The organism is Mycetocola lacteus, from assembly GCF_003667575.1.
Taxonomy (GTDB): Bacteria; Actinomycetota; Actinomycetes; order Actinomycetales; family Microbacteriaceae; genus Mycetocola; species Mycetocola lacteus.
The window spans coordinates 226,444-245,330 of record NZ_RCUY01000005.1; the positions used below are offsets into that span (position 1 = coordinate 226,444).

17 protein-coding genes are annotated in these 18,887 nt (G+C 67.6%); 7 read left to right on the forward strand and 10 right to left on the reverse strand.

What is annotated here, in order from left to right:
- The first annotated feature begins 63 nt into the window (after nt 1-63).
- The gene (locus D9V34_RS18245; RefSeq protein ID WP_121688051.1) at nt 64-1,953 is read left to right on the forward strand and encodes an ABC transporter transmembrane domain-containing protein; all 1,890 of its coding nucleotides are present in this window, start codon (nt 64-66) and stop codon (nt 1,951-1,953) included.
- Nucleotides 1,950-3,815: an ABC transporter ATP-binding protein gene (locus D9V34_RS06580; protein ID WP_121688052.1), complete on the forward strand. Its 1,866-nt coding sequence runs from the start codon at nt 1,950-1,952 to the stop codon at nt 3,813-3,815. The genes D9V34_RS18245 and D9V34_RS06580 overlap by 4 nt, the downstream gene beginning before the upstream one ends.
- Nucleotides 3,816-3,848: 33 nt before the next feature.
- On the opposite strand, the gene D9V34_RS06585 is transcribed toward D9V34_RS06580, so the two are convergent.
- The 3 genes from D9V34_RS06585 to D9V34_RS06595 form a co-directional block, all read right to left on the reverse strand.
- Nucleotides 3,849-4,313: a hypothetical protein gene (locus D9V34_RS06585; RefSeq protein ID WP_121688053.1), complete on the reverse strand. Its 465-nt coding sequence runs from the start codon at nt 4,311-4,313 to the stop codon at nt 3,849-3,851.
- Nucleotides 4,310-5,767, reverse strand: coding sequence for a dihydrolipoyl dehydrogenase family protein (locus tag D9V34_RS06590; RefSeq protein WP_121688054.1), 1,458 nt, complete (start codon nt 5,765-5,767; stop codon nt 4,310-4,312). Before D9V34_RS06590 ends, D9V34_RS06585 begins: the two co-directional genes overlap by 4 nt.
- 102 nt (nt 5,768-5,869) lie before the next feature.
- Nucleotides 5,870-6,313, reverse strand: coding sequence for a VOC family protein (locus tag D9V34_RS06595; RefSeq protein ID WP_121688055.1), 444 nt, complete (start codon nt 6,311-6,313; stop codon nt 5,870-5,872).
- Between the two features lie 136 nt (nt 6,314-6,449).
- On the opposite strand from D9V34_RS06595, the gene D9V34_RS06600 reads away from it, so the two are divergent.
- Nucleotides 6,450-7,022 (forward strand): CGNR zinc finger domain-containing protein, encoded by a 573-nt coding sequence (locus D9V34_RS06600; RefSeq protein WP_121688476.1) that lies wholly within the window; start codon nt 6,450-6,452, stop codon nt 7,020-7,022.
- A gap of 201 nt (nt 7,023-7,223) precedes the next feature.
- Complete coding sequence (locus tag D9V34_RS06605; protein WP_121688056.1) at nt 7,224-8,183, forward strand: alpha/beta hydrolase; 960 nt, start codon at nt 7,224-7,226, stop codon at nt 8,181-8,183.
- 160 nt (nt 8,184-8,343) lie between these two features.
- Here D9V34_RS06605 and D9V34_RS06610 read toward each other — a convergent pair whose 3' ends face one another.
- Complete coding sequence (locus D9V34_RS06610; protein WP_121688057.1) at nt 8,344-8,925, reverse strand: YdeI/OmpD-associated family protein; 582 nt, start codon at nt 8,923-8,925, stop codon at nt 8,344-8,346.
- 86 nt (nt 8,926-9,011) lie between these two features.
- The gene (locus D9V34_RS06615) at nt 9,012-9,749 is read right to left on the reverse strand and encodes a hypothetical protein (RefSeq protein ID WP_121688058.1); all 738 of its coding nucleotides are present in this window, start codon (nt 9,747-9,749) and stop codon (nt 9,012-9,014) included.
- 324 nt (nt 9,750-10,073) lie between these two features.
- Between D9V34_RS06615 and D9V34_RS06620 the strand changes: the two genes are divergently transcribed.
- Nucleotides 10,074-12,437 (forward strand): ATP-binding cassette domain-containing protein, encoded by a 2,364-nt coding sequence (locus D9V34_RS06620; protein ID WP_121688059.1) that lies wholly within the window; start codon nt 10,074-10,076, stop codon nt 12,435-12,437.
- On the opposite strand, the gene D9V34_RS06625 is transcribed toward D9V34_RS06620, so the two are convergent.
- Genes D9V34_RS06625 through D9V34_RS06640 form a run of 4 tightly spaced genes read right to left on the reverse strand, consistent with a single transcriptional unit; the run spans nt 12,434 to nt 15,964 of the window.
- On the reverse strand, nt 12,434-13,621 hold the full coding sequence (locus tag D9V34_RS06625) for an ABC transporter permease (protein WP_121688060.1): 1,188 nt from the start codon (nt 13,619-13,621) through the stop codon (nt 12,434-12,436). The genes D9V34_RS06620 and D9V34_RS06625 overlap by 4 nt on opposite strands.
- Nucleotides 13,618-14,319: an ABC transporter ATP-binding protein gene (locus D9V34_RS06630; RefSeq protein ID WP_342772990.1), complete on the reverse strand. Its 702-nt coding sequence runs from the start codon at nt 14,317-14,319 to the stop codon at nt 13,618-13,620. The genes D9V34_RS06625 and D9V34_RS06630 overlap by 4 nt, the downstream gene beginning before the upstream one ends.
- Nucleotides 14,316-15,380, reverse strand: a complete 1,065-nt coding sequence (locus D9V34_RS06635) for a peptidoglycan-binding protein (RefSeq protein ID WP_121688062.1) — start codon at nt 15,378-15,380, stop codon at nt 14,316-14,318. The genes D9V34_RS06630 and D9V34_RS06635 overlap by 4 nt, the downstream gene beginning before the upstream one ends.
- Complete coding sequence (locus D9V34_RS06640) at nt 15,380-15,964, reverse strand: hypothetical protein (RefSeq protein WP_121688063.1); 585 nt, start codon at nt 15,962-15,964, stop codon at nt 15,380-15,382. Before D9V34_RS06640 ends, D9V34_RS06635 begins: the two co-directional genes overlap by 1 nt.
- 143 nt (nt 15,965-16,107) lie before the next feature.
- Between D9V34_RS06640 and D9V34_RS06645 the strand changes: the two genes are divergently transcribed.
- Both D9V34_RS06645 and D9V34_RS06650 read left to right on the forward strand, forming a co-directional pair.
- Nucleotides 16,108-16,794 (forward strand): response regulator transcription factor, encoded by a 687-nt coding sequence (locus D9V34_RS06645; RefSeq protein WP_121688064.1) that lies wholly within the window; start codon nt 16,108-16,110, stop codon nt 16,792-16,794.
- The gene (locus D9V34_RS06650; RefSeq protein ID WP_121688065.1) at nt 16,778-18,031 is read left to right on the forward strand and encodes a sensor histidine kinase; all 1,254 of its coding nucleotides are present in this window, start codon (nt 16,778-16,780) and stop codon (nt 18,029-18,031) included. The genes D9V34_RS06645 and D9V34_RS06650 overlap by 17 nt, the downstream gene beginning before the upstream one ends.
- 4 nt (nt 18,032-18,035) lie before the next feature.
- Here the strand turns inward: D9V34_RS06650 and D9V34_RS06655 are convergent, their stop codons facing one another.
- On the reverse strand, nt 18,036-18,776 hold the full coding sequence (locus D9V34_RS06655; protein ID WP_121688066.1) for an MBL fold metallo-hydrolase: 741 nt from the start codon (nt 18,774-18,776) through the stop codon (nt 18,036-18,038).
- Nucleotides 18,777-18,887 lie beyond the last annotated feature (111 nt).

Sequence of the window (18,887 nt, forward strand, 5' to 3'; positions counted from 1 at the left end):
CACGACAGAGGTTGGCGCGCTGCCATCTTTACGACAGAACTAAGGTTATCCTAATCTGATCTAGTGCCCGCGTCATCCGTTTCACCCCAATCCCTCATCCGCCAGACCCTCGCCATCAGACGAACCGATCTTGTCCTGGCGACCATCCTCTACGGACTGCATCAACTGGGCGAAGCCCTGGTCCCGGTGATCATCGGTGCCACGATCGGTGCCGCAATCTCGGCCGCCGATCCGGGTGCCCTGCTGATGTGGATCGGCATTCTCGCCGCGGACTTCCTCCTGCTCTCCTTCTCCTACCGGCTCGGGGCCCGAGCCAGCATGCGCGCGAAGCAGCACGGCGAACACTCGGTACGCATGATGCTGAGTGCACGCGTGTTGGATCCGGCCGGCGGGGTGGATCAGGCCCCCGGAGACCTCCTGGCCCGCGCAGATTCGGATGCCGGCCGCATCGGTGCCTTTGCCGGGATGCTCGCAACCTGCATCGCCGCCGCCCTGGTGTTGATCGCCAGCACCATCATGCTGCTGATCGCCTCGCTACCGCTGGGGATCGTGATTATGGTGGGCACCGTGCTGCTGCTGATCGCGCTGGGTCTCGCCTCGCGTCCGGTGCAGCGACGCAGCCGGATCGAACAGGACGATCGCGGCCGGGTGATCGTCCTGGCCGAAGACCTCGTACGTGGACTGCGTGTGCTGCGCGGCCTCGGGGCCAGCGGTGCCGGTGCTCGGCAGTATGCCGAGGCTAGCGCCCGGGCCCTCCAGACGACCCTGCATGCGACGGCCGGGGCGGCAAGCCTGACCGCCGTCGGAGCCGCACTCACCGGAACCTATCTGGCGCTGATCACGGTTCTGGGTGGCTACCTCGCGCTGACCGGCAGCCTCACCCCGGGAGAGCTGGTCGCCGCCCTGGGTCTCGCCCGCTTTGTCATCGGCCCGATGGACACGCTGGCCTTCACCGGGACCGCGATTGCCCGTGCCCGCGCCTCGGCCGAGCGGGTCGCCGCGATCCTGAACACACCCGTCGCCCACGAAAACTTAGGCAGCGCGGATGCGGGATCCGACCCCGTCCTAGACCTGATCCAGGTAGGCCCACTTCCGGGGCGCACAACCCCGCTGAGCCTGCGACTCGATACCCAAAAACTCACCGGGATCGTTACCGAGGATCCACGCACGGCCCACGCACTGATCGCACTGCTGGCGCGGGAAAGCGATCCCGAGTCCGGGAGCATTCGGCTGGGCGGCATCCCCTTCCCCGATCTGGATGCCCGCCTCCTCAGGCGTCGCGTCCTGGTGTCACCGCACGATGCAGCACTGTTTGCCGGTTCGCTGCGCGCCGCCCTCACCGAGGCCGCCGCCCCTGCCTCTGCCTCTGCCTCTGCCTCTGCCGGTATCGCTGCCGCTGCCGCTGATGCGGCCACCCGAGAGCCTTACCCCGCGGCCGAGTCCGCCGCCGATGCTGATGCTGATGCTGATGCTGATGCTGATGCTGATGCTGCCGAGTCTGCTCCCAAATCCGAGGCTGAGCCCGCCGCCGAGCCCGCCGTCCACGACTCCCCCGCGACGTTCGCGACCCGTGCCGCGCACGCCGCACACGTCGAGGAGGTTGCCGCGCAGGCCCCGACCGGATGGGACAGCGATATCGGCGAGCGCGGCGGGGCCCTCTCCGGTGGGCAACGCCAGCGACTCGCGCTCGCCCGGGCTCTCGCCGCCGACCCCGACCTCCTGGTGCTGCACGATCCCACCACCGCGGTGGATGCGGCAACCGAGCAGACCATTGCCGAGCGGGTGGCGAGCCTGCGCGCGGGCCGAGGCACGGCGGTCTTCACCTCCTCCCCGGCCTGGCTGACACGCTGTGATCGCGTGATTTTCCTACCCGCCGATACCGCACCCACCGAGGGAACCCACGGCTCCCTCGGCGACTCCAATGCCCGCTACCTCGAGGCGGTACTGCGATGACCTCCACCACCCTCCTGCCCGTGGCCGATGTCCGCACCGTATTCGCCGTGGTGCGGCCACTGCTGCGTCGCCACCGCGGTGCCCTGCTCCTGGCACTGTTCGGCCTAGTCCTGGCGAGTGTCTGCGGTCTGGCCGGCCCGGCCTCGATCGGCTGGATCACCCAGCTGATCGCCGACGGTGCCGACCCGCTGGGTCTGCTGGGCCCGGGACTGTTGCTGCTGGCCGCGGGGCTGGGGCAGGCCGGGTTTGGATGGATCGCGACGGTGGCCCTGTCCCGGGGGATCCAGCCCGGCGTCGCCAGCCTGCGCGAGGACACCGTCGCGGCCGCACTAAATCTGCCGCTCGACCGGGTGGAGGCCGGAGGCACCGGCGATCTGGTCTCACGGGTTTCCGGGGATGCCGAGGAGGTGTCCGACGCCGCTTCCTGGGCGTTTATCGCGTTTGCCGGCGCGGGCATCACGATCATCATGACGCTGCTGGGGCTCGCCGCCCTGGACTGGCGCTTTGCCTTCGCCGGTGCCCTGGCGATTCCGGTGCAGGCATTTGCGGTGCGTCGCTATCTGCGCGCCTCGGGGCCGATCTTTGCCGCCGGACGCGCCGCCGATGGGGTGCGTGCGAGTGCCCTGCTCACAGCGTTTTCCGCGCTGCCCACCGTGCGTGCTCTGGGGCTGGGCGAGCGCGAACGTACACGGATCGAGGCGGCCTCACGTGCCTCGATGGGCTGGGAGTTTCGCGCCGTTCGTACCGCGACGGTGTTTTATGCGCGGCTCAATCTGGCCGAGTGGATCGGGCTGTCGGCGATCCTCGTGGCCGGGTATCTGCTGGTCACCACGGGCGCGGTTCCGCTGGGGGCTGCGGTGACCGCGGCGCTGTTTTTTGCCGGCCTGTTTGACCCGATCAATACCGTCCTGGGGGTGTTCGGGGTGCTTCAGCGCGCGGGTGCCGGGCTGGCCCGGCTGGTTGGGGTGCTCACCGTGGCGACACCTTCTCCCGTGCCGAACCCTACCCGCGCGCCCTCGTCCTCCCCCGTGCCGGCTTCCGCTCCGATTCCCACCGGAACACCGGTGCGCGATGCACGGGTGGGCCTCGCGGCACGCGACCTCACCTTTGGCTACCATCCGGGCGTCCCGCTCCTGGAGGGGCTGAATCTCGAGGTGGCTCCGGGCGAGCATGTGGCCATCGTCGGAGAGAGCGGTTCGGGCAAATCCACCCTGGCCGCGGTGATCGCGGGCCTGCGCGCGGCCGAGAGCGGCTTTGCGGGACCGGTGCACGGCGGCGGGGCCGGCGGCAACGGCAACGGCAACGGACTCGACGGCTACGCCGAAGGTGATCGTGAGCGCGGCTTGCCGATCTTGATCCCGGTGCCCCTGGCCACCCAGGAGGGACACGTGTTTGCCGGTTCCATCGCCGATAACCTCGTGATCGCCCGGCCGGGCTCCCCCACCCCGGCCCTCATCGAGGCACTGACCCTGGTGGGTGCGTGGGAGTGGGTCAGCGCGCTGCCCGAGGGAATCCACACCCGCGTGGGTGGCGGCGGATTACCGCTGACCGCCGAGCGATCCCAGCACCTCGCCCTGGCCCGGATCGCCCTGGTGGATCCGCCCGCCGTGATCCTGGATGAGGCGACGGCCGAGGCCGGATCCGATGCCGCCCGCACCCTGGACGCGGCGGCCGAGGCGCTGCTGCGGGGACGCACGGCCCTGATCATCGCGCACCGTTTGGACCAGGCGGCCCGTGCCGACCGCATTATCGTGATGGAGCACGGGCGGATCATCGAATCGGGCACCCACGCGCAGCTCCGGGCGGCCAAGGGCCGCTACGCCCACCTCTGGGCGGCCTGGGCGAGCACGGCGGTGGAGTAGTGGCCCGAGTAACAGCGACCCAATAACAGCGGCCTAGTAGTCGAGGTCGGTCTGCTGATCCTCCAGGGCCTGCCGACGCAGCACCTCACCCAGGTCCCGCGAGGGGTCACCGTGTTCGGTGCTGACGCTCTGCTGCGGATTTCCGGGCCCGGCCATCGGCTGCGGTTCGGTGGTGATCGCGATGGCCGCGCCGATCCCGATCACCACCGCAAACAGCGCCAGCGCCGCCCCGGTCACCCGAGCGGTGCCGCGCACATCGCGTGCGCTGGCACCGCCGAGCACGCGCCGCTGCACCCAGCGCGCGGCCGACTCCCGGGTGAAACCGGGCTCGGGCAGCGCCGCGGGGCCGGTCAGCCGCTCCACCAGCAGATCCAGCTGCGCCGGGGTGAGCTTTTCGAAGGCCGCGGCCGTCCGCTCATCGAGGCCGTTGCGGGAGTCCTGCACAACCCGCAGGTAGCGCACAATGGCCACCCGATCGGCGCGGCTGGGATCGCTCATCGGCGGGAATCCGCGGTGGGACGCCCGTACTCCTCCAGCAGGCGCAGCCAGATCTCGCTCACCGTGGGGTAGGCGGGGACCGCGTGCCACAGCCTGGCCAACGGGATCTCCCCGACGATCGCCGTGGTCGCGGTCTGCACCAGCTCGGCCACCTCGGGCCCCACAAAGGTCGCGCCCAGGATAACCTCGCGGTCGGTATCCACCACGAGCCTGGCCTTCCCGGTGTATCCGTCTCGGGACAGGCTCGACCCGGCAACCCAGCCCAGGTTGTAGTCGACCACACGCACCGAGTATCCGGCCTTCGTGGCCTGCTCGGCGCTCGGCCCCACGGCCGCAACCTCGGGATCGGTGAACACCACCTGTGGGACGGCACCGTGGTCGGCGGTGGCCACGTGAATCCCCCAGGGCTCGGTCGAGAGCTCGCTCCCGCTCGCACGGGCGGCGATCACGTCGCCGGCGGCGCGGGCCTGATACTTGCCCTGGTGGGTGAGCAGTGCCCGGTGGTTGACATCGCCCACTCCGTAGAGCCAGTCGAAGCCCTCGACCAGCAGGGTGTCGTCAACGGACAGCCAGTCGCCCGGGGTGAGACCAACGTTTTCGAGTCCGAGGTCACGGGTGTTCGCCCCGCGGCCGGTGGCCACCACCACCTCATCGGCGTGCACCTCTCCGGCGGAGGTAGAGATGGTGACCTCGCCGGAGGAAGCGCGTTCGATGCGGTCGGTCGAGGTTCCCGTGTGCACGGTGACGCCCAGCTCGCGCAGGCCATCGGCCACATACTCGCCGGCAAAGTCTTCGAGTCCGGCCAGCAGCGTGCCCCGCGCAATCAGCGTCACCTCGGAGCCGAGGGAGGCGAAGGCCGTGGCCATCTCGGTTCCCACCACCCCGCCGCCGATGATCGCCAGACGTGGCGGCACACTCTGCGCCGCGGTAATCTCGCGGCTGGTCCAGGCACCAGCTTCCTCGATCCCCGGGATCTTGGGGACGGTCGCGATCGAACCGGTGGCCACCACAACCGCGTGGTTGGCGGTGAGGATGGTGACCTCACCATCCGGTCCGGTCACCGTCACCTCACGCTCGCCGCTCAGGCGACCGTGTCCGCGCACCAGGTCGATGTGTGCGCTCTCGAGCCAACGCACCTGTCCCGCGTCGTCCCAGTTACTGGTGAAGGAATCGCGCCGAGCCAGCACCGCGGGCACGTCCAGTTCACCGGTGATCGCCTCGGCCGCGCCGGGGACCGCCCTGGCCGCACGCAAAATCTGTCCCGAACGCAGCAGCGCCTTGGACGGCATGCAGGCCCAGTAGGAGCATTCGCCGCCCACCAGTTCTCGCTCCACGATCACCGTGCTCAAGCCGCCGCGTACCGCGCGGTCGGCGGCATTTTCGCCCACCGGACCGGCCCCGATCACGATGACATCCACCGTGCGCCGCGTTGTTGTTGTCGAATCCTCACTCATGCTGTGCCCCCTTCGTGGCCAACCGCCATGTTGTTCTTCCATCCTGGTTCAGGTTCCTGAAAAACGATAGACATCTTTTCTGAGTTCCGGCCCGGTGCCGCGTTAGCGTCCCGGCGCACGGGTGACCACCTGCTGCAGGATCCACTCGTTCCCGTCCGGATCCTCAAATGAGGCAAAGGTGCCATAGCTCTCGGCCTCGGGATGCGCCCCGGGCACCCGGTTCACACTGCCCGCCCAGTGAAAGACGCCGTCGGCATCGTGCCAGAGCCCGCTGATCGCGACCCCGCGCTCGGCCAGCTCGGCGCGGGCTCCGGCGATATCGGCGGTCACCAGGTGCAGCCCGCGGACGGTGCCGGGACGCGCTTCGGTGAGCTTTTCGCCGAAGATGATCGATGCCGCCGAGCCCGGCGGGGTGACCTGAACCACCCGCAGGCCGCGTTCGGTGCGGAAATCGGCGTCCTCGCGGAATCCGATGCCGGTGTAAAAGGCGAGGGCGCGGTCCACGTCGGCGACGGGAATCACGACCACCTCAAGCTTGAGTTCCATGCTGTGCTCCATTCCGACCGGCATCACCGGTCTAAGTGGTGATGATCATGACACGTAAAATCGTCACCTGTCAAACCGGTGACGAATTTGGGTGATTCGCTTGCGCACACCCGAGGTCACCGGTCAGAATGGTGACATGAAACACGCCTTCCCGTGCGGCTGCCTCCCCCTCGACCTGGTGGGGACGCTGCGTGCGCGCCGAAACGAGCGGCCGCGGGAGTGCCTGGAAACCCCCACCGACCTCGACGACTGGCTGGATCAGTCGGGCCTCCTGCCCGGCGCCCACACCGCGAACCCCGCCGTGCTTGCCGACGCCCTGGCTCTGCGCGAGGCCATGTACGCCCTGGTCTGGGCGCGACTGCACGGCGAGGCCTTGCCGGAGGATTCCGTCGACCTCCTGAACCTGCACGCATCCGCGCCGGTCCTGGCGGCGGAGCTACGGGCGGCGCCCTCGGCCGCGAACGACGCGGGCTGGCGTCCACGGGGCACGGCAGCGGAGGCGCTGGGCAATATTGCTCGCCAGGCGGTGGCCATCATCGGCGGCCCCGATGCCGCCCTGCTGCGCGAGTGCGCCCGCCCCGAGTGCACCCAGGTGTATCTCGATCACTCCCGTGGACACCGCCGCGAATGGTGCTCGATGAAGACCTGCGGCAGCCGTGTAAAGGCCGCCGCCTACCGTGCCCGCAAGCGGGACGAGGCCCTCGCCTAGCCTCGGCGTCGTAACGATTCGACTACGGAATGCGCAGTTTGTTCGCGGATACCGATCAAAAACGCCCGACACGCGCCAAATCCGCCGCAGTCTGGGAGTTCGGTCCGAATACATAACAGAGGGCTGGTTACTCTGGGCAGGACACCGCCGGTGTCGAGGCTTACCCCTCCACTCCATCGATCCCCGCCCTGGAGCGCAGTAATGAAGAAGTTTTTGAAGGTCACCCTGAAGGTCTTCGGAGTGATTCTGGCAATCTTTGCCCTGATCCTCGCCACCACCTCAATCGTCAACGCCGTGGCCAGCTCCCAAGAAGCCGACCGGATCACCCCGTACGGCAAATTCTCCACCGTCGACGGCAAGAAGATGAACCTGGTCACCACCGGTGACGGTCCCGAGACCATCGTCCTACTGCCCGGGTTTGGCACCTCCGCCCCGGCCATCGACTTCCTGCCGCTCACCGAAAAGCTCGCCGAAACCCACCGTGTGGTTGTGGTGGAGCCCTTCGGGTACGGACTGAGCGATCAGACCGAGAAGCCGCGCACCAGCGAGAATATCGTGACCGAGGTGCACGAGGCGCTGCACCAGCAGGGCATCGACCGCTTCGTGCTCGGCGGCCACTCGATCGCCGGCATCTACTCGCTGAACTACGTCAATAAGTATCCCGAGGATGTCATCGCCTTCGTGGGTGTGGACACCAGCGTGCCCGACCAGCCCGGCATGGACGTCTCCTTCCCGATCGACCTGATGCGGGCAGCCAAGGCCACCGGAATTGCACGCGCAGTCACAGCCCTCGACAGCGATCCGCTGGCCAAGTTTGCCAAGGACTACCCCGAGGAGGCGCGCGAGCAGAACACCCTGATCGTGAACCGCAACGCGATGTCGGACACCTACCTGGACGAGATGAGCCGGATCGGCGCGAACTTCGCCGACGCCAAGGCGCGAAAGCTCACCTTCCCGGCGGACCTGCCCGTCCTGCTGTTTGCACAGGACCCCAACCCGGCCAACCCGAACTGGCTGAAGCTGCACGAGGAGCAGGCTGCACACTCGACCCACGGTGAGGTCATCGGGATGAAGGGCGACCACTACCTACACCACACCGAGTCCGCCCAGATCGCCGAGGACACCAACCGGTTCCTCGCCGCACTGCCCGGCGACGAGTAGGAGTGGGGCGGCATAATCACCCGCTCCTCACCGGATATGCAGGGCCCGGATTCCGCTCGGAATCCGGGCCCTTGGCATGCCACGGTGCACGAGCGCAGCGCCGCTCAGGTGAATACAACCGCGCCCCGATACGAACGCTACGTCGCGGTGCGGGCTACCCCTAGCCCTCGGCGAGCTTTGCCAGCGCTCGGGCGAGACGGGCGTCGCGGGTTTTCTGGGTGGCCGCGGTGATCAGCGGGTGCAGGATCGAGTACCTCGCCGAGGCGCTGAGATTCTCAAAGGCCGCGGCAATCACTGGGTCGGCGGCGAGGGCCAGGGCCAGGTCCTCGGGGATCTCCACGTCGGCGGAGCCCGCGTATGCCCGATCCCAGCGTCCATCGGCGCGGGCAGCTGCCACCTCGGCGTGGCCGCGCGGGCGGATACGGCCGGCCGCATCCAGTTCGGCGATGATGCCCACGTTGCGTGCCGACCACATCGAGGCCCGACGGCGCGGGGTGAATCGCTGGAGGAAGGTCGCCTCGTTAAAGGAGCGCTTCTGGCCGTCGATCCATCCGCTACACAGGGCCTCCTCGAGCGCCTGCCCGTAGGTGAGCGTGGTGGGTTCCACGGTTCCCTTCTTGGCCAGGTGTAGCCAGACCCCGTCGGAGGTTTCCTCGTTGGCATCAAGCCAGGCGCGCCAGGCGAGCACATCCTCCACGATGAGCTGTCCGTCGGGGCCCGGGGGTGTGGATTCCGTCTTCATGCCCCCAGGCTAGTCGTCGCAGACGACATCCCGATGCGGCAACCCGAAACCGTCCGCCACTCAGCAGCGCTATCGGGATCGGCAACTCACCCGGGTCGCCGCTTCAGGACGTCCTGCACCCGGGACCCACCGGTCACCCAGCCGGCAAACCGTGGATCCATGCTCGCCAGCAGCCGCCCCACATCCCGAAGCCGTCGATCCGAGCGCACATCGAGCAGCGGCTCGGCGTGCGCGACCCGGTTGCGCAGCGCGTGCAGCCGGGTGGCCTGGGTGCCAAGAACACGACCATCGGTCGCTCCACTTCCGCGGTGTGGAAACCCCGATGAGAGAGCTTCCCTCCAGAGAATGTCGCGCTGCAGAAAGTTCCGAGAGCCCGCATTTTGAGCCGGGAGCAAATTGGCAAAGACACCGAAAGTGAGTTGTGAAACCAGGTCATTATGATCGATGGGGGCACGTCCGCGTGGATGATCAGGCCCCCGCCGATTGCGCGAGCGCACAGCATTTCGCACGACCCGATCCAGCGGTACACGCAGAATCGTGTTGAGCGGACGTGCGGCGCGTTCCGTCCAGTGCTCCGTGAAGGGCGGTTCCGGGCCAGAGGGAGGCCGGCTCACGTTCCAGCTGCGAAGCTCGCGATCAATCCGGTTCCGAAGAAACACCTCGGTGAGTGCGAGCGTCTCGTGCCACGCACCCGCAAGTTGGACGTTCCAGAGATACAGGTCGAGAGCACGATGCGGATGGCCATCGGCCGCCACCAGATAGGTTTCGAATCGGGCAGGGTGGAGGCCACCGACAATGGTCGCGAATTTCGTCTCGGGCAGCATGAGGCAAGTATGAGGCGGAGGGAGCTCTGCACGTCAAGTTGCGGACAGGTAGCGGACAAATTGGCGAAATCTACCCACGGGGTGAGAACCCATGATAATTTGAAGGCATACGAGGACAAGGTCCCTCGTCAAATGGTTTGAAGGATCCCCTCGCCGAATCTCCGGATTACGGCAAGGGGGTTTTTCTTGTCCGGGGCGGCTTTGAACCCACGCCCGCGCGACACCGGCTGGACAGCAGACCCGTGGACCATCACAATCGAAAGATACCGCGCGTTTCGCTGGCGACTGCGCGCGGTGCATGTGATCCCGTTCGGAAGGCACCCCATGAGCACCGTCCCCCACGCAGCAGACAGCCACGACCTGATCCGGGTCATCGGTGCCCGCGAAAACAACCTCAAAGACGTGAGCGTCGACATCCCCAAGCGCCGCCTCACGGTGTTCACCGGGGTGTCCGGTTCGGGTAAGAGCTCGCTGGTTTTTGGGACCATCGCCGCCGAATCACAGCGCATGATTAACGAGACCTACAGCGCGTTCCTGCAGGGATTCATGCCCAGCGTGGGTCGCCCCGATGTGGACGTCCTCTCGGGGATCACCACCGCGATCATCGTGGATCAGGAGCGGATGGGATCCAACTCGCGCTCCACCGTGGGCACCGCAACCGACGCGACCCCGATGCTGCGCATCCTGTTCAGCCGCCTGGGTCAGCCCCACATCGGCTCCCCGCAGGCTTTCGCCTTCAACGTGCCCTCGGTTTCCGGGGCCGGTGCCGTCACCATCCAGAAGGAGGGTCGCACCGTCAAGGAGCGCCGCGAATTCTCGGTGACCGGCGGTATGTGCCCCCGTTGCGAGGGCATGGGCAAGGTCAACGACCTCGACCTGACCCAGCTCTTTGACGACTCCAAGTCCCTCAACGAGGGTGCCCTCACCATCCCCGGCTACACGGCCGACGGCTGGGGCGTTAAGATTTTCACCGGTTCGGGCTTCTTCAGCCCGGATAAGCCGATTCGCGAGTTCACCGAGAAGGAGATGACCGCGTTCCTCTATAAGGATCCGGTGAAGGTCAAGATCGGCGACATCAACATGACCTATGAGGGTCTGATCCCCAAGCTCCGCAAGTCCATGCTCAGCAAGGACCGTGAGGCGATGCAGCCGCATATCCGCGCGTTTGTGGACCGGGCGGTGACCTTCACCACGTGCCCCGACTGCCTGGGCACACGCCTGAACGAGGGTGCGCGGTCCTCAAAGATCGCCGGGATCAACATTGCCGATGCCTGCGCGATGCAGATCAGCGACCTCGCCGAGTGGGTGCGCGGGCTGGATGACCCGAGCGTCGCCCCGCTGCTGGAAACCCTGGGCGGCGCGCTGGATTCGTTTGTGGAGATCGGCCTGGGCTATCTGACCCTGGATCGTCCGGCGGGCACCCTCTCCGGCGGTGAGGCGCAGCGCACCAAGATGATTCGTCACCTGGGATCCTCGCTGACCGATGTAACTTACATCTTCGATGAGCCCACCATCGGCCTGCACCCGCACGATATCGCCCGGATGAACACCCTGCTGCTGCGCCTGCGCGATAAGGGCAACACGGTGATCGTGGTGGAGCATAAGCCCGAGACCATCGCGATTGCCGACCACGTGGTGGACATGGGTCCGCGGGCAGGAAGCGCCGGCGGGCAGATCTGCTTCACCGGGACCGTCGAGGGGCTGCGCGGGAGCGACACCCTCACCGGACACCACCTGGATGATCGCGCGCACCTCAAGGAATCGGTGCGGACATCCACCGGCGCGCTGGCGATCCGCGGGGCGAGCACCCACAACCTCAAGAACGTGGACGTGGATATTCCGCTGGGCATCCTCACCGTGATCACCGGCGTGGCCGGCTCAGGCAAGAGTTCGCTGATCCACGGCTCGATCCCCCGGGATGCCGGGGTGGTCACCGTGGATCAGGGCGCGATTCGGGGATCGCGACGCTCGAATCCCGCCACCTATACCGGGCTGCTGGAGCCGATCCGCAAGGCGTTTGCCAAGGCCAACGGGGTCAAGCCCGCGCTGTTCAGCGCCAACTCGGAAGGGGCCTGCCCCACCTGTAATGGTGCCGGCGTGATCTATACCGATCTGGGCATGATGGCCAGCGTCGCCAGCACCTGTGAGGTGTGTGGCGGCAAGCGCTTCCTCGCCGAGGTCCTGGACTTCACCCTGGGAGGCAAGAACATTGCCGAGGTTCTGGCGATGCCCATCGCCGAGGCCGCCGCCTTCTTTGCCGAGGGCGAGGCGCGCACCCCGGCGGCCCTCAAGATCCTCGACCGACTAGTGGATGTGGGCATCGGCTACATCAGCCTGGGTCAGCCGCTCACGACCCTCTCCGGCGGCGAGCGCCAACGACTCAAGCTCGCCGTGCAGATGGCCGAGGATGGCGACGTCTATGTGCTGGACGAGCCCACCACCGGCCTGCACCTGGCCGATGTCCAGGCCCTGCTGGGGCTGCTGGATCGCCTGGTTGAGTCCGGCAAGTCCGTGATCGTGATCGAGCACCACCAGGCCGTGATGGCCCACGCCGACTGGATCATCGACGTGGGCCCGGGTGCCGGCCACGACGGCGGATCGATCGTGTTCGAGGGCACCCCCGCCGACCTGGTGGCCGCGCACTCAACCCTGACCGGCGAGCACCTCGCCGCCTACGTGGGGGCCTAGCCGCCCAGCGCCACCGCGGGCGAGGTGCGGGCCGCGCGCAGGGCCGGGAGCACCCCGGCGATTGCCCCGACCACCACCGTGGCCAGGACTCCGGCGGCCAGCACCGCGAGTGGAACCTCGAGCTTCCATCCGTTGGAGGCCGCCACGATCGCGGTGACCGCGAACCCCGCCCCGGCCCCGGCGAGCCCGCCGAGCAGCGCCAGCAGCACCGCCTCCATCAGGAACTGATTGCGAATGTGCCCCCGAGTGGCACCCAGGGATCGACGCAGCCCGATCTCCCGGCGACGCTCCAGCACGGTAATCACCATCGTGTTGGCCACGCCGATCCCGCCCACCAGCAGCGCAATCGACCCAACCCCGATCAGCAGACCCGTGAAGGCCTGATCCACGGTGTTTTTAGCCGCGAGCGCATCCGAGGGGCGGCTCACGCTGATCTGATTCGGAGCCTCGGGGTTGATTGTGGCGGGCAGCAGCTCGCGCACCGCGGGCACCCGGTCCTCGGTGGAGCGCTCGTAGAGCACCATCGGGGACCCGTCAAAGTTGAACCTGGCGGCGGCCACCCCGGGTCCGATCAGCGCGCTGGAGTTCAGCTCGGGGGTCAGTAGTGAGGGGCTCAGGATGCCCAGCACCGTGAAGTTCTGACCACCCAGCCACACCTGAACCCCGGGCTCGGTGACACCCAGCGCCTCGGCCGCCCCAGATCCCAGCACCACCAGGTCCTGCTTTTCGGTGACGGCGTTGAACCAGCGTCCCGAAGCCAGCGCGGTCCCGGTGGTTTTCAGCAGGTCTCCCCCGGCCACCCGCACCCGCAGTCCACCGGTTTCCCCGGCGGGGGTGAGCTCATTGCGGTACACGTGATAGTCGATGCTCGCGGTCCATCCCGAGGACTCGACCCCGTTGATCCGCAGCACGCGGGTGCCAGCATCCGGGGGCAGCTTGGTGTCGCCGCCCAGCAGGTCTTTGCCCGCGCTGATGGTGAGCAGGTTGGTGCCCAGAGCCGCAAGCTTCTCCCGCACGGCCGCCTGGCTTGACGTGGAGATTCCGATCACCGCGATCATCGCCGCGATGCCAATCGCGATACCCAGGGCCGAGAGAGCCGCCCGCATCGGGTGCACGCGTACCCCGTGCAGGCCCAGCGCCACCAGGTCCCCCGCGCGCAGGCGGGACTTGGGTAGCGCGCTCATGCGGCCACCACCGGTTCGGCGTCGCGCTCATCGCTCTCGATCCGGCCGTCGCGGATCGACACCCGGCGGGGTAGCCGCGCGGCCAGATCGCGATCATGGGTGATGACGACCACGGTGGTCCCCGCCGCATGAAGCTCGCGCAGGATCTCGACCACGATCTCCCCCGAGCGCGAATCGAGGCTCCCGGTGGGCTCATCGGCCAGCAGCAGGTCGGGGTTGCGTACCATTGCGCGTGCAATGGCCACCCGCTGCCGCTCGCCACCGGACATCTGGGCCGGGCGATGACCCAGTCGGTGTCCGAGTCCCACCCGCTCCAGCGCCTCGGTCGCCACCGCACGCCGCTCCCGCACCGGCTTGCCAGTGTAGAGCAGTCCGGAGGCCACGTTGTCGAGCGCGCTCACGCCCTCGGAGAGCTGAAACTGCTGGAACACAAACCCGATGCTGTAGGCGCGCAGGGCGCTGAGCTGACGGTCGCTGAGCTTCTCCACGGCGAATCCGGCCACCCGAGTCTGTCCGCCGCTGGCCCGATCCAGGGTGCCGATCAGGTTGAGCAGGGTGGACTTGCCCGAGCCGCTGGGGCCGACGATCGCCACCAGCTCGCCGCGGTCCACGCGCAGGCTCACCCCGTCCAGGGCGCGGGTGGGCGGGGACCCGTACTCGCGACTCACCCCGACCAGCTCGATCATCGGGACACTCACGAAATCACCACCCTGTCGCCCTCTTTGACGTCGCCCTCATCGATGCTGACGCGCCCGTCGGCGAAGGACCCGGGGGTGACCGCCACTCGAACCCGCTTGCCCCCGCGGAGCACCTCGATGCTGTGTCCGCCACCGGGGGTGGCGAGCAGGGCGGCGGTGGGAACCAGCAGGGCGTCCGTGGCCACCACGCGCTGGAACGACACCGACACCTTGACATCCGCGTAGGTGCCGGTTTCGGCCTGATCCACCGGGGTAATGGTGATCGGGATGCGCAGCGCCTTCCCTGTGGGCCCGGCGTCGGTTTCCCGCGCCGCCCCCACCGCGGTGACCTTCCCGGTGAAGGTTTTCCCATCGGGCAGCTGGACCTGAACCTCGCCGTCCTTGGGAGCGGCCGAGGCAAGCTGGGGTTCGAGGTCCACGCTCACGCTCTTGGTGGTCCCGGTGACCGCAAGCACCGCGGGTGAGGCGGGGTCGCCGATCTTTGCGTTCTGCCCGGCGATCCGCAGCGCGCCGGTGGCAAACACCACCTGCCCCAGATCGATCGATCCGGTCCGCTCCCGCCCCAGCTTTTTCTGCCAGACCGAGATGGCCTTCTGGGTGCGCTCGGTGAACTTCCTATCCGGGGTATCGGTAAAGAAGCCGAGGTCGCGCAGGTTCTCCTCGAGCATCAACACATCGGCCCCATCGGACATCCCCGGAGTGAAGCTGCGCCACATCGGCAGGTCACCGATCAGCAGGTTGACCGGCAGATCATCGATCCGGAACAGCTCGCCGCCGCGCTCCACCACGGCACCGATATCACCCATCCGGGTAATCGTGCCCGGGCCCGTGGAACCCACGGTACGCGGATCGTCATACCCCAGCTGGCCATTACCGCGGGAACGCTCCACCAGGTCGGTGCGTTCGGCCACCACGGTTTGCGGTGTCGGGCCCTGTTCACTCGCCGCAGGTTTGGGGGCGGCATTGCCCGCCCACACCAGCGCCGCCGTTCCGCCGCAGCCGATGGTGACCACCAGCGCCGCGGCGATCCAGAGTTTGGTGCGTCTGCGTGCCGGTGCCACTAGTTCGACCCCTGCTTGGTGAACCCGGCCTTGGTACCGCAGGCCTCCATCGTCTTCTCGTCATAGTCGCCGGGACGAATCGGTGCCGCACCGGCCATGCCCGCGTTGCCACCCTCGGGGGCCGGGGCGGGGTCTGGGAAATCGTAGCCGGCATCACGCATGCACTTGGCGAAGATCAGCTGCATTTTCTGCATCTCCTCGGGCTTGGGCTCATTGGGGTTGACCGGGGGCTGGCCGATGGTTTTCATGCACTCGCGGTTCGCCTTACTCAGGGCCTGCACGTCCACCTGGCTGGGGTCGATTTCGGTGAGGGTCTGTGCCTCACCCTCCTTCGCCGGCGGCGGGGTGGGCAGGTCCACGCCCTTGGACTTCATGCAGGCCGACAAATCCGCCTGCCACTTGGCCATCTCCTGTTCAAAGGTCCCACTCTTGATCTCGGCGTTGTGGCTGGGCTGTGCCTCGCCGGGGTTCGCATCGCCGGGCTGCGCGCCACCCGCGGTGCAGGCGCTCAGCAGGATGAGCGCGCCGGCACCCAGCGCGGCCCACCCGGTGCGACGCAGGGAGGGAAGGAGTGTGATCGACATGGTGTGTCCTTTCGACGGGTTCCCGCACTCTGCGGGGCAGAAGCCATCCCATCGAGATCGGGGTCATGAGGGCGTAAGGCGAACCGTTTACCATTTACTAACCGCGATCATGATGAGATGTAGCGAGCGATACGAGGAGAGCAATGCGGGTGTTAGTGGTGGAGGACGAGCCGTTCCTGGCCGAGGCGATTAGTGCGGGCCTGGAGGCCAACGCGATCGCCGTGGACGTGGTCAGCGACGGCGAGGCCGCCCTGTTTGCCATCGACATCACCGAGTACGAGGTGGTCCTGTTGGATCGCGATATCCCGGTGATTCACGGCGATGAGGTGTGCCGCATCCTCAATCAGCGTCCCGAACGCCCCGCCATCCTGATGCTCACCGCGGCCCGCGCCCTGGCCGACCGGGTGGATGGTCTGGCCATCGGTGCCGATGACTACCTGCCCAAACCGTTCGAGTTTCCCGAGCTAATCGCCCGCGTGCGCGCCCTGTCGCGCCGCCGCTTTTCGGCCCGCCCGCCGGTGCTGGACGCCGGGGAACTGCGCCTGGACCCGATCCGCTTCGAGGTGACCCGCGGCGGCCGCTTCATCCGCCTCGCCCGCAAGGAGTTTGCGGTCTTGGAGGTCCTGATGCGCGATCCCGGCACGGTGATCAGCGCCGAAGCCCTGCTCGAGCGCGCCTGGGATGAAAACGCGAACCCCTTTACCAACTCGGTCAAGGTCACCATCAGCACGCTGCGGCGAAAGCTCGGCGAGCCCTGGCTGATCCGCACCGTTCCCGGTGTGGGCTACGCCATCGAGACGGGAGAACCCGGCAGTGCGACTACCCACTAGGCCGGTCTCGGGCCGACGCTTTCGCCTGACCATCCGCACCCGCCTGGCCCTCACCTATTCGGCGGTGCTCACGGCCTCGGGCGTCCTGATGCTGAGCGTGCTCTACGTTGTGCTGGGGCTGCTCCCCAGCTATTCGTTTGCTGTGGAGGAGGGGGTACCCTCAGCCCCCGCGATCACCGGGGTTGCACCGGTGCACCCACTCCCCTCGGCTACCCAGCTCCCCACGGCAACCCAGCTGGATTCCGGGGTGGCCGCCAACAGCCTGGGGGTCCCCAGCCTGCTGGTGTCCTCCCGGGCAGATCTCCAGCGGCTGTTCCTGATCGCCGCCATCGTCATCGTTGTGCTGCTGATCATCGCCGGGGCCTGGCTCGGCTGGTACCTGGCCGGACGGATGCTGCGTCCGCTTCGGGAGATCGGTAAGGCGACCACACTCGCCGCCGACGGCAAGCTGGATCACAGGCTGGCCTTCACCGGTCCCGAGGATGAAATCACCGAGCTGGCCGACTCCTTCGACAGGATGATGGGCGAGCTGGAGGCATCCTTCGGGGCCCAGCGGCGCTTTGCTGCCAACGCCTCGCATGAGTTGCGTACCCCGCTGGCCACCACCCGGGCGATGCTGGATGTGGCGCTCGGCGCCACGGAAACCGCCACCAATACCGTGCTGCTTGAGCGTCTGCGCCTAATGAATGAGCGCAGCATCAGCACCGTGGATGCGCTGATGGATCTGTCCGAGGTGGAGTCGGGCACCGAGGACCGCGCGGAGGTTCGCCTGGACCGGGCGCTGGCTCAGGTGCTGGCCGAGGCCGCCCCGGAGGCGGAATCTCGCGACATTGAGGTGAATCGAAACCTGATGCCCACCACCATTGTGGAGGACTCGCGGTTTGTCCACCTGCTGGCCGTCAACCTCGTCCACAACGCCCTGCGCCACAACGTCTCGGCCGGTGAGGTCTGGGTGAGCGTGGGCGAGGACTCCCCCGGTGTCCCGATGCTGCGGGTCGAAAACACCGGTGCCCGACTGGATCCGGCCGCGCTTGCCACGCTGCGCGAACCATTCTTCCGGGTAGCCGGGCGCGCCCGCGGCACCGAGGATCCCGGCCGGGGTCTCGGCCTCTCCATCGTCGCGGCCATCGCCGAGCGCTGCGACGCGACCCTGGACCTTCAGGCTCGCACCGGGGGCGGATTGATCGCCACCGTGCGCTTCCGGCCCGACTCTCCCGCGCGGGTGCCGAACGAGTAGCCCGCTACGCGGGGAAGTGCGAGGGTCCGTGCCCCGGCAGGATGATCAGCCGGTCACAGGTTTCCTCGGCCAGCTCGGCAAACACGCGTCGGGCGGCCGGGGCGTCCCAGTGCCAGATATCACCGAGGGCCTGGGGACCCCGGGTTGAGACGGTGGGGTGCGCGGTGATCAACGCGTCACCGGTGATCAGTGCGTTCGCCTCGGGCAGAGCAAAGATCAGGTGACCGGGGGTGTGTCCGGGGGTGAGCCGGGGAATCACCGTGTGTCCGCTCAGGGTCAGGGCGATGCCGGGCACGACCGGCTCGACCTCGCGCACCTCGATCGGAGCGAGCCCGCCGGCCCGGATCGCGTGCAGGGTCCAGCGGGCGTAGCGCGGCTTGGCCAGGCGCGGCAGGATGTCACCGATCCCGATCTGGTGCAGCTCCTCGCGCCGAATATTGGGGATCTCCTCGGCCGCGGCCAGCACCCTCGGAGCATACTTTTTGGCCAGCTCGGGCAGGGTTCCGATGTGGTCGGAGTGGCCGTGGGTGATCAGCACCGTGGTGAGGCGCGCGCCGGGGGCACAGGTCTCCAGGGAGTGTTCCACCGCGGCCAGGTCGGCCGGATAGCCGGTGTCCACCAGCGTGACGCTGTCCCCATCGGTGAGCACCACCCAGTTGGAGGCGGGACCCTCCACGAAGTGGATTCCGGGAGCGACCCGGGTGATGCGGGCGTGGGCGGGGTTTTCCGGGCGCGACGTCGACATAGCGCCATGCTCTCACGGGGTAGCTGAAAGTGAGATGAGCCAATATCTGTTATGTATTTAGGCGGTCCGGGATCGAAGTTTGTTATGCCGTAACACGTTAACGATTGGTTA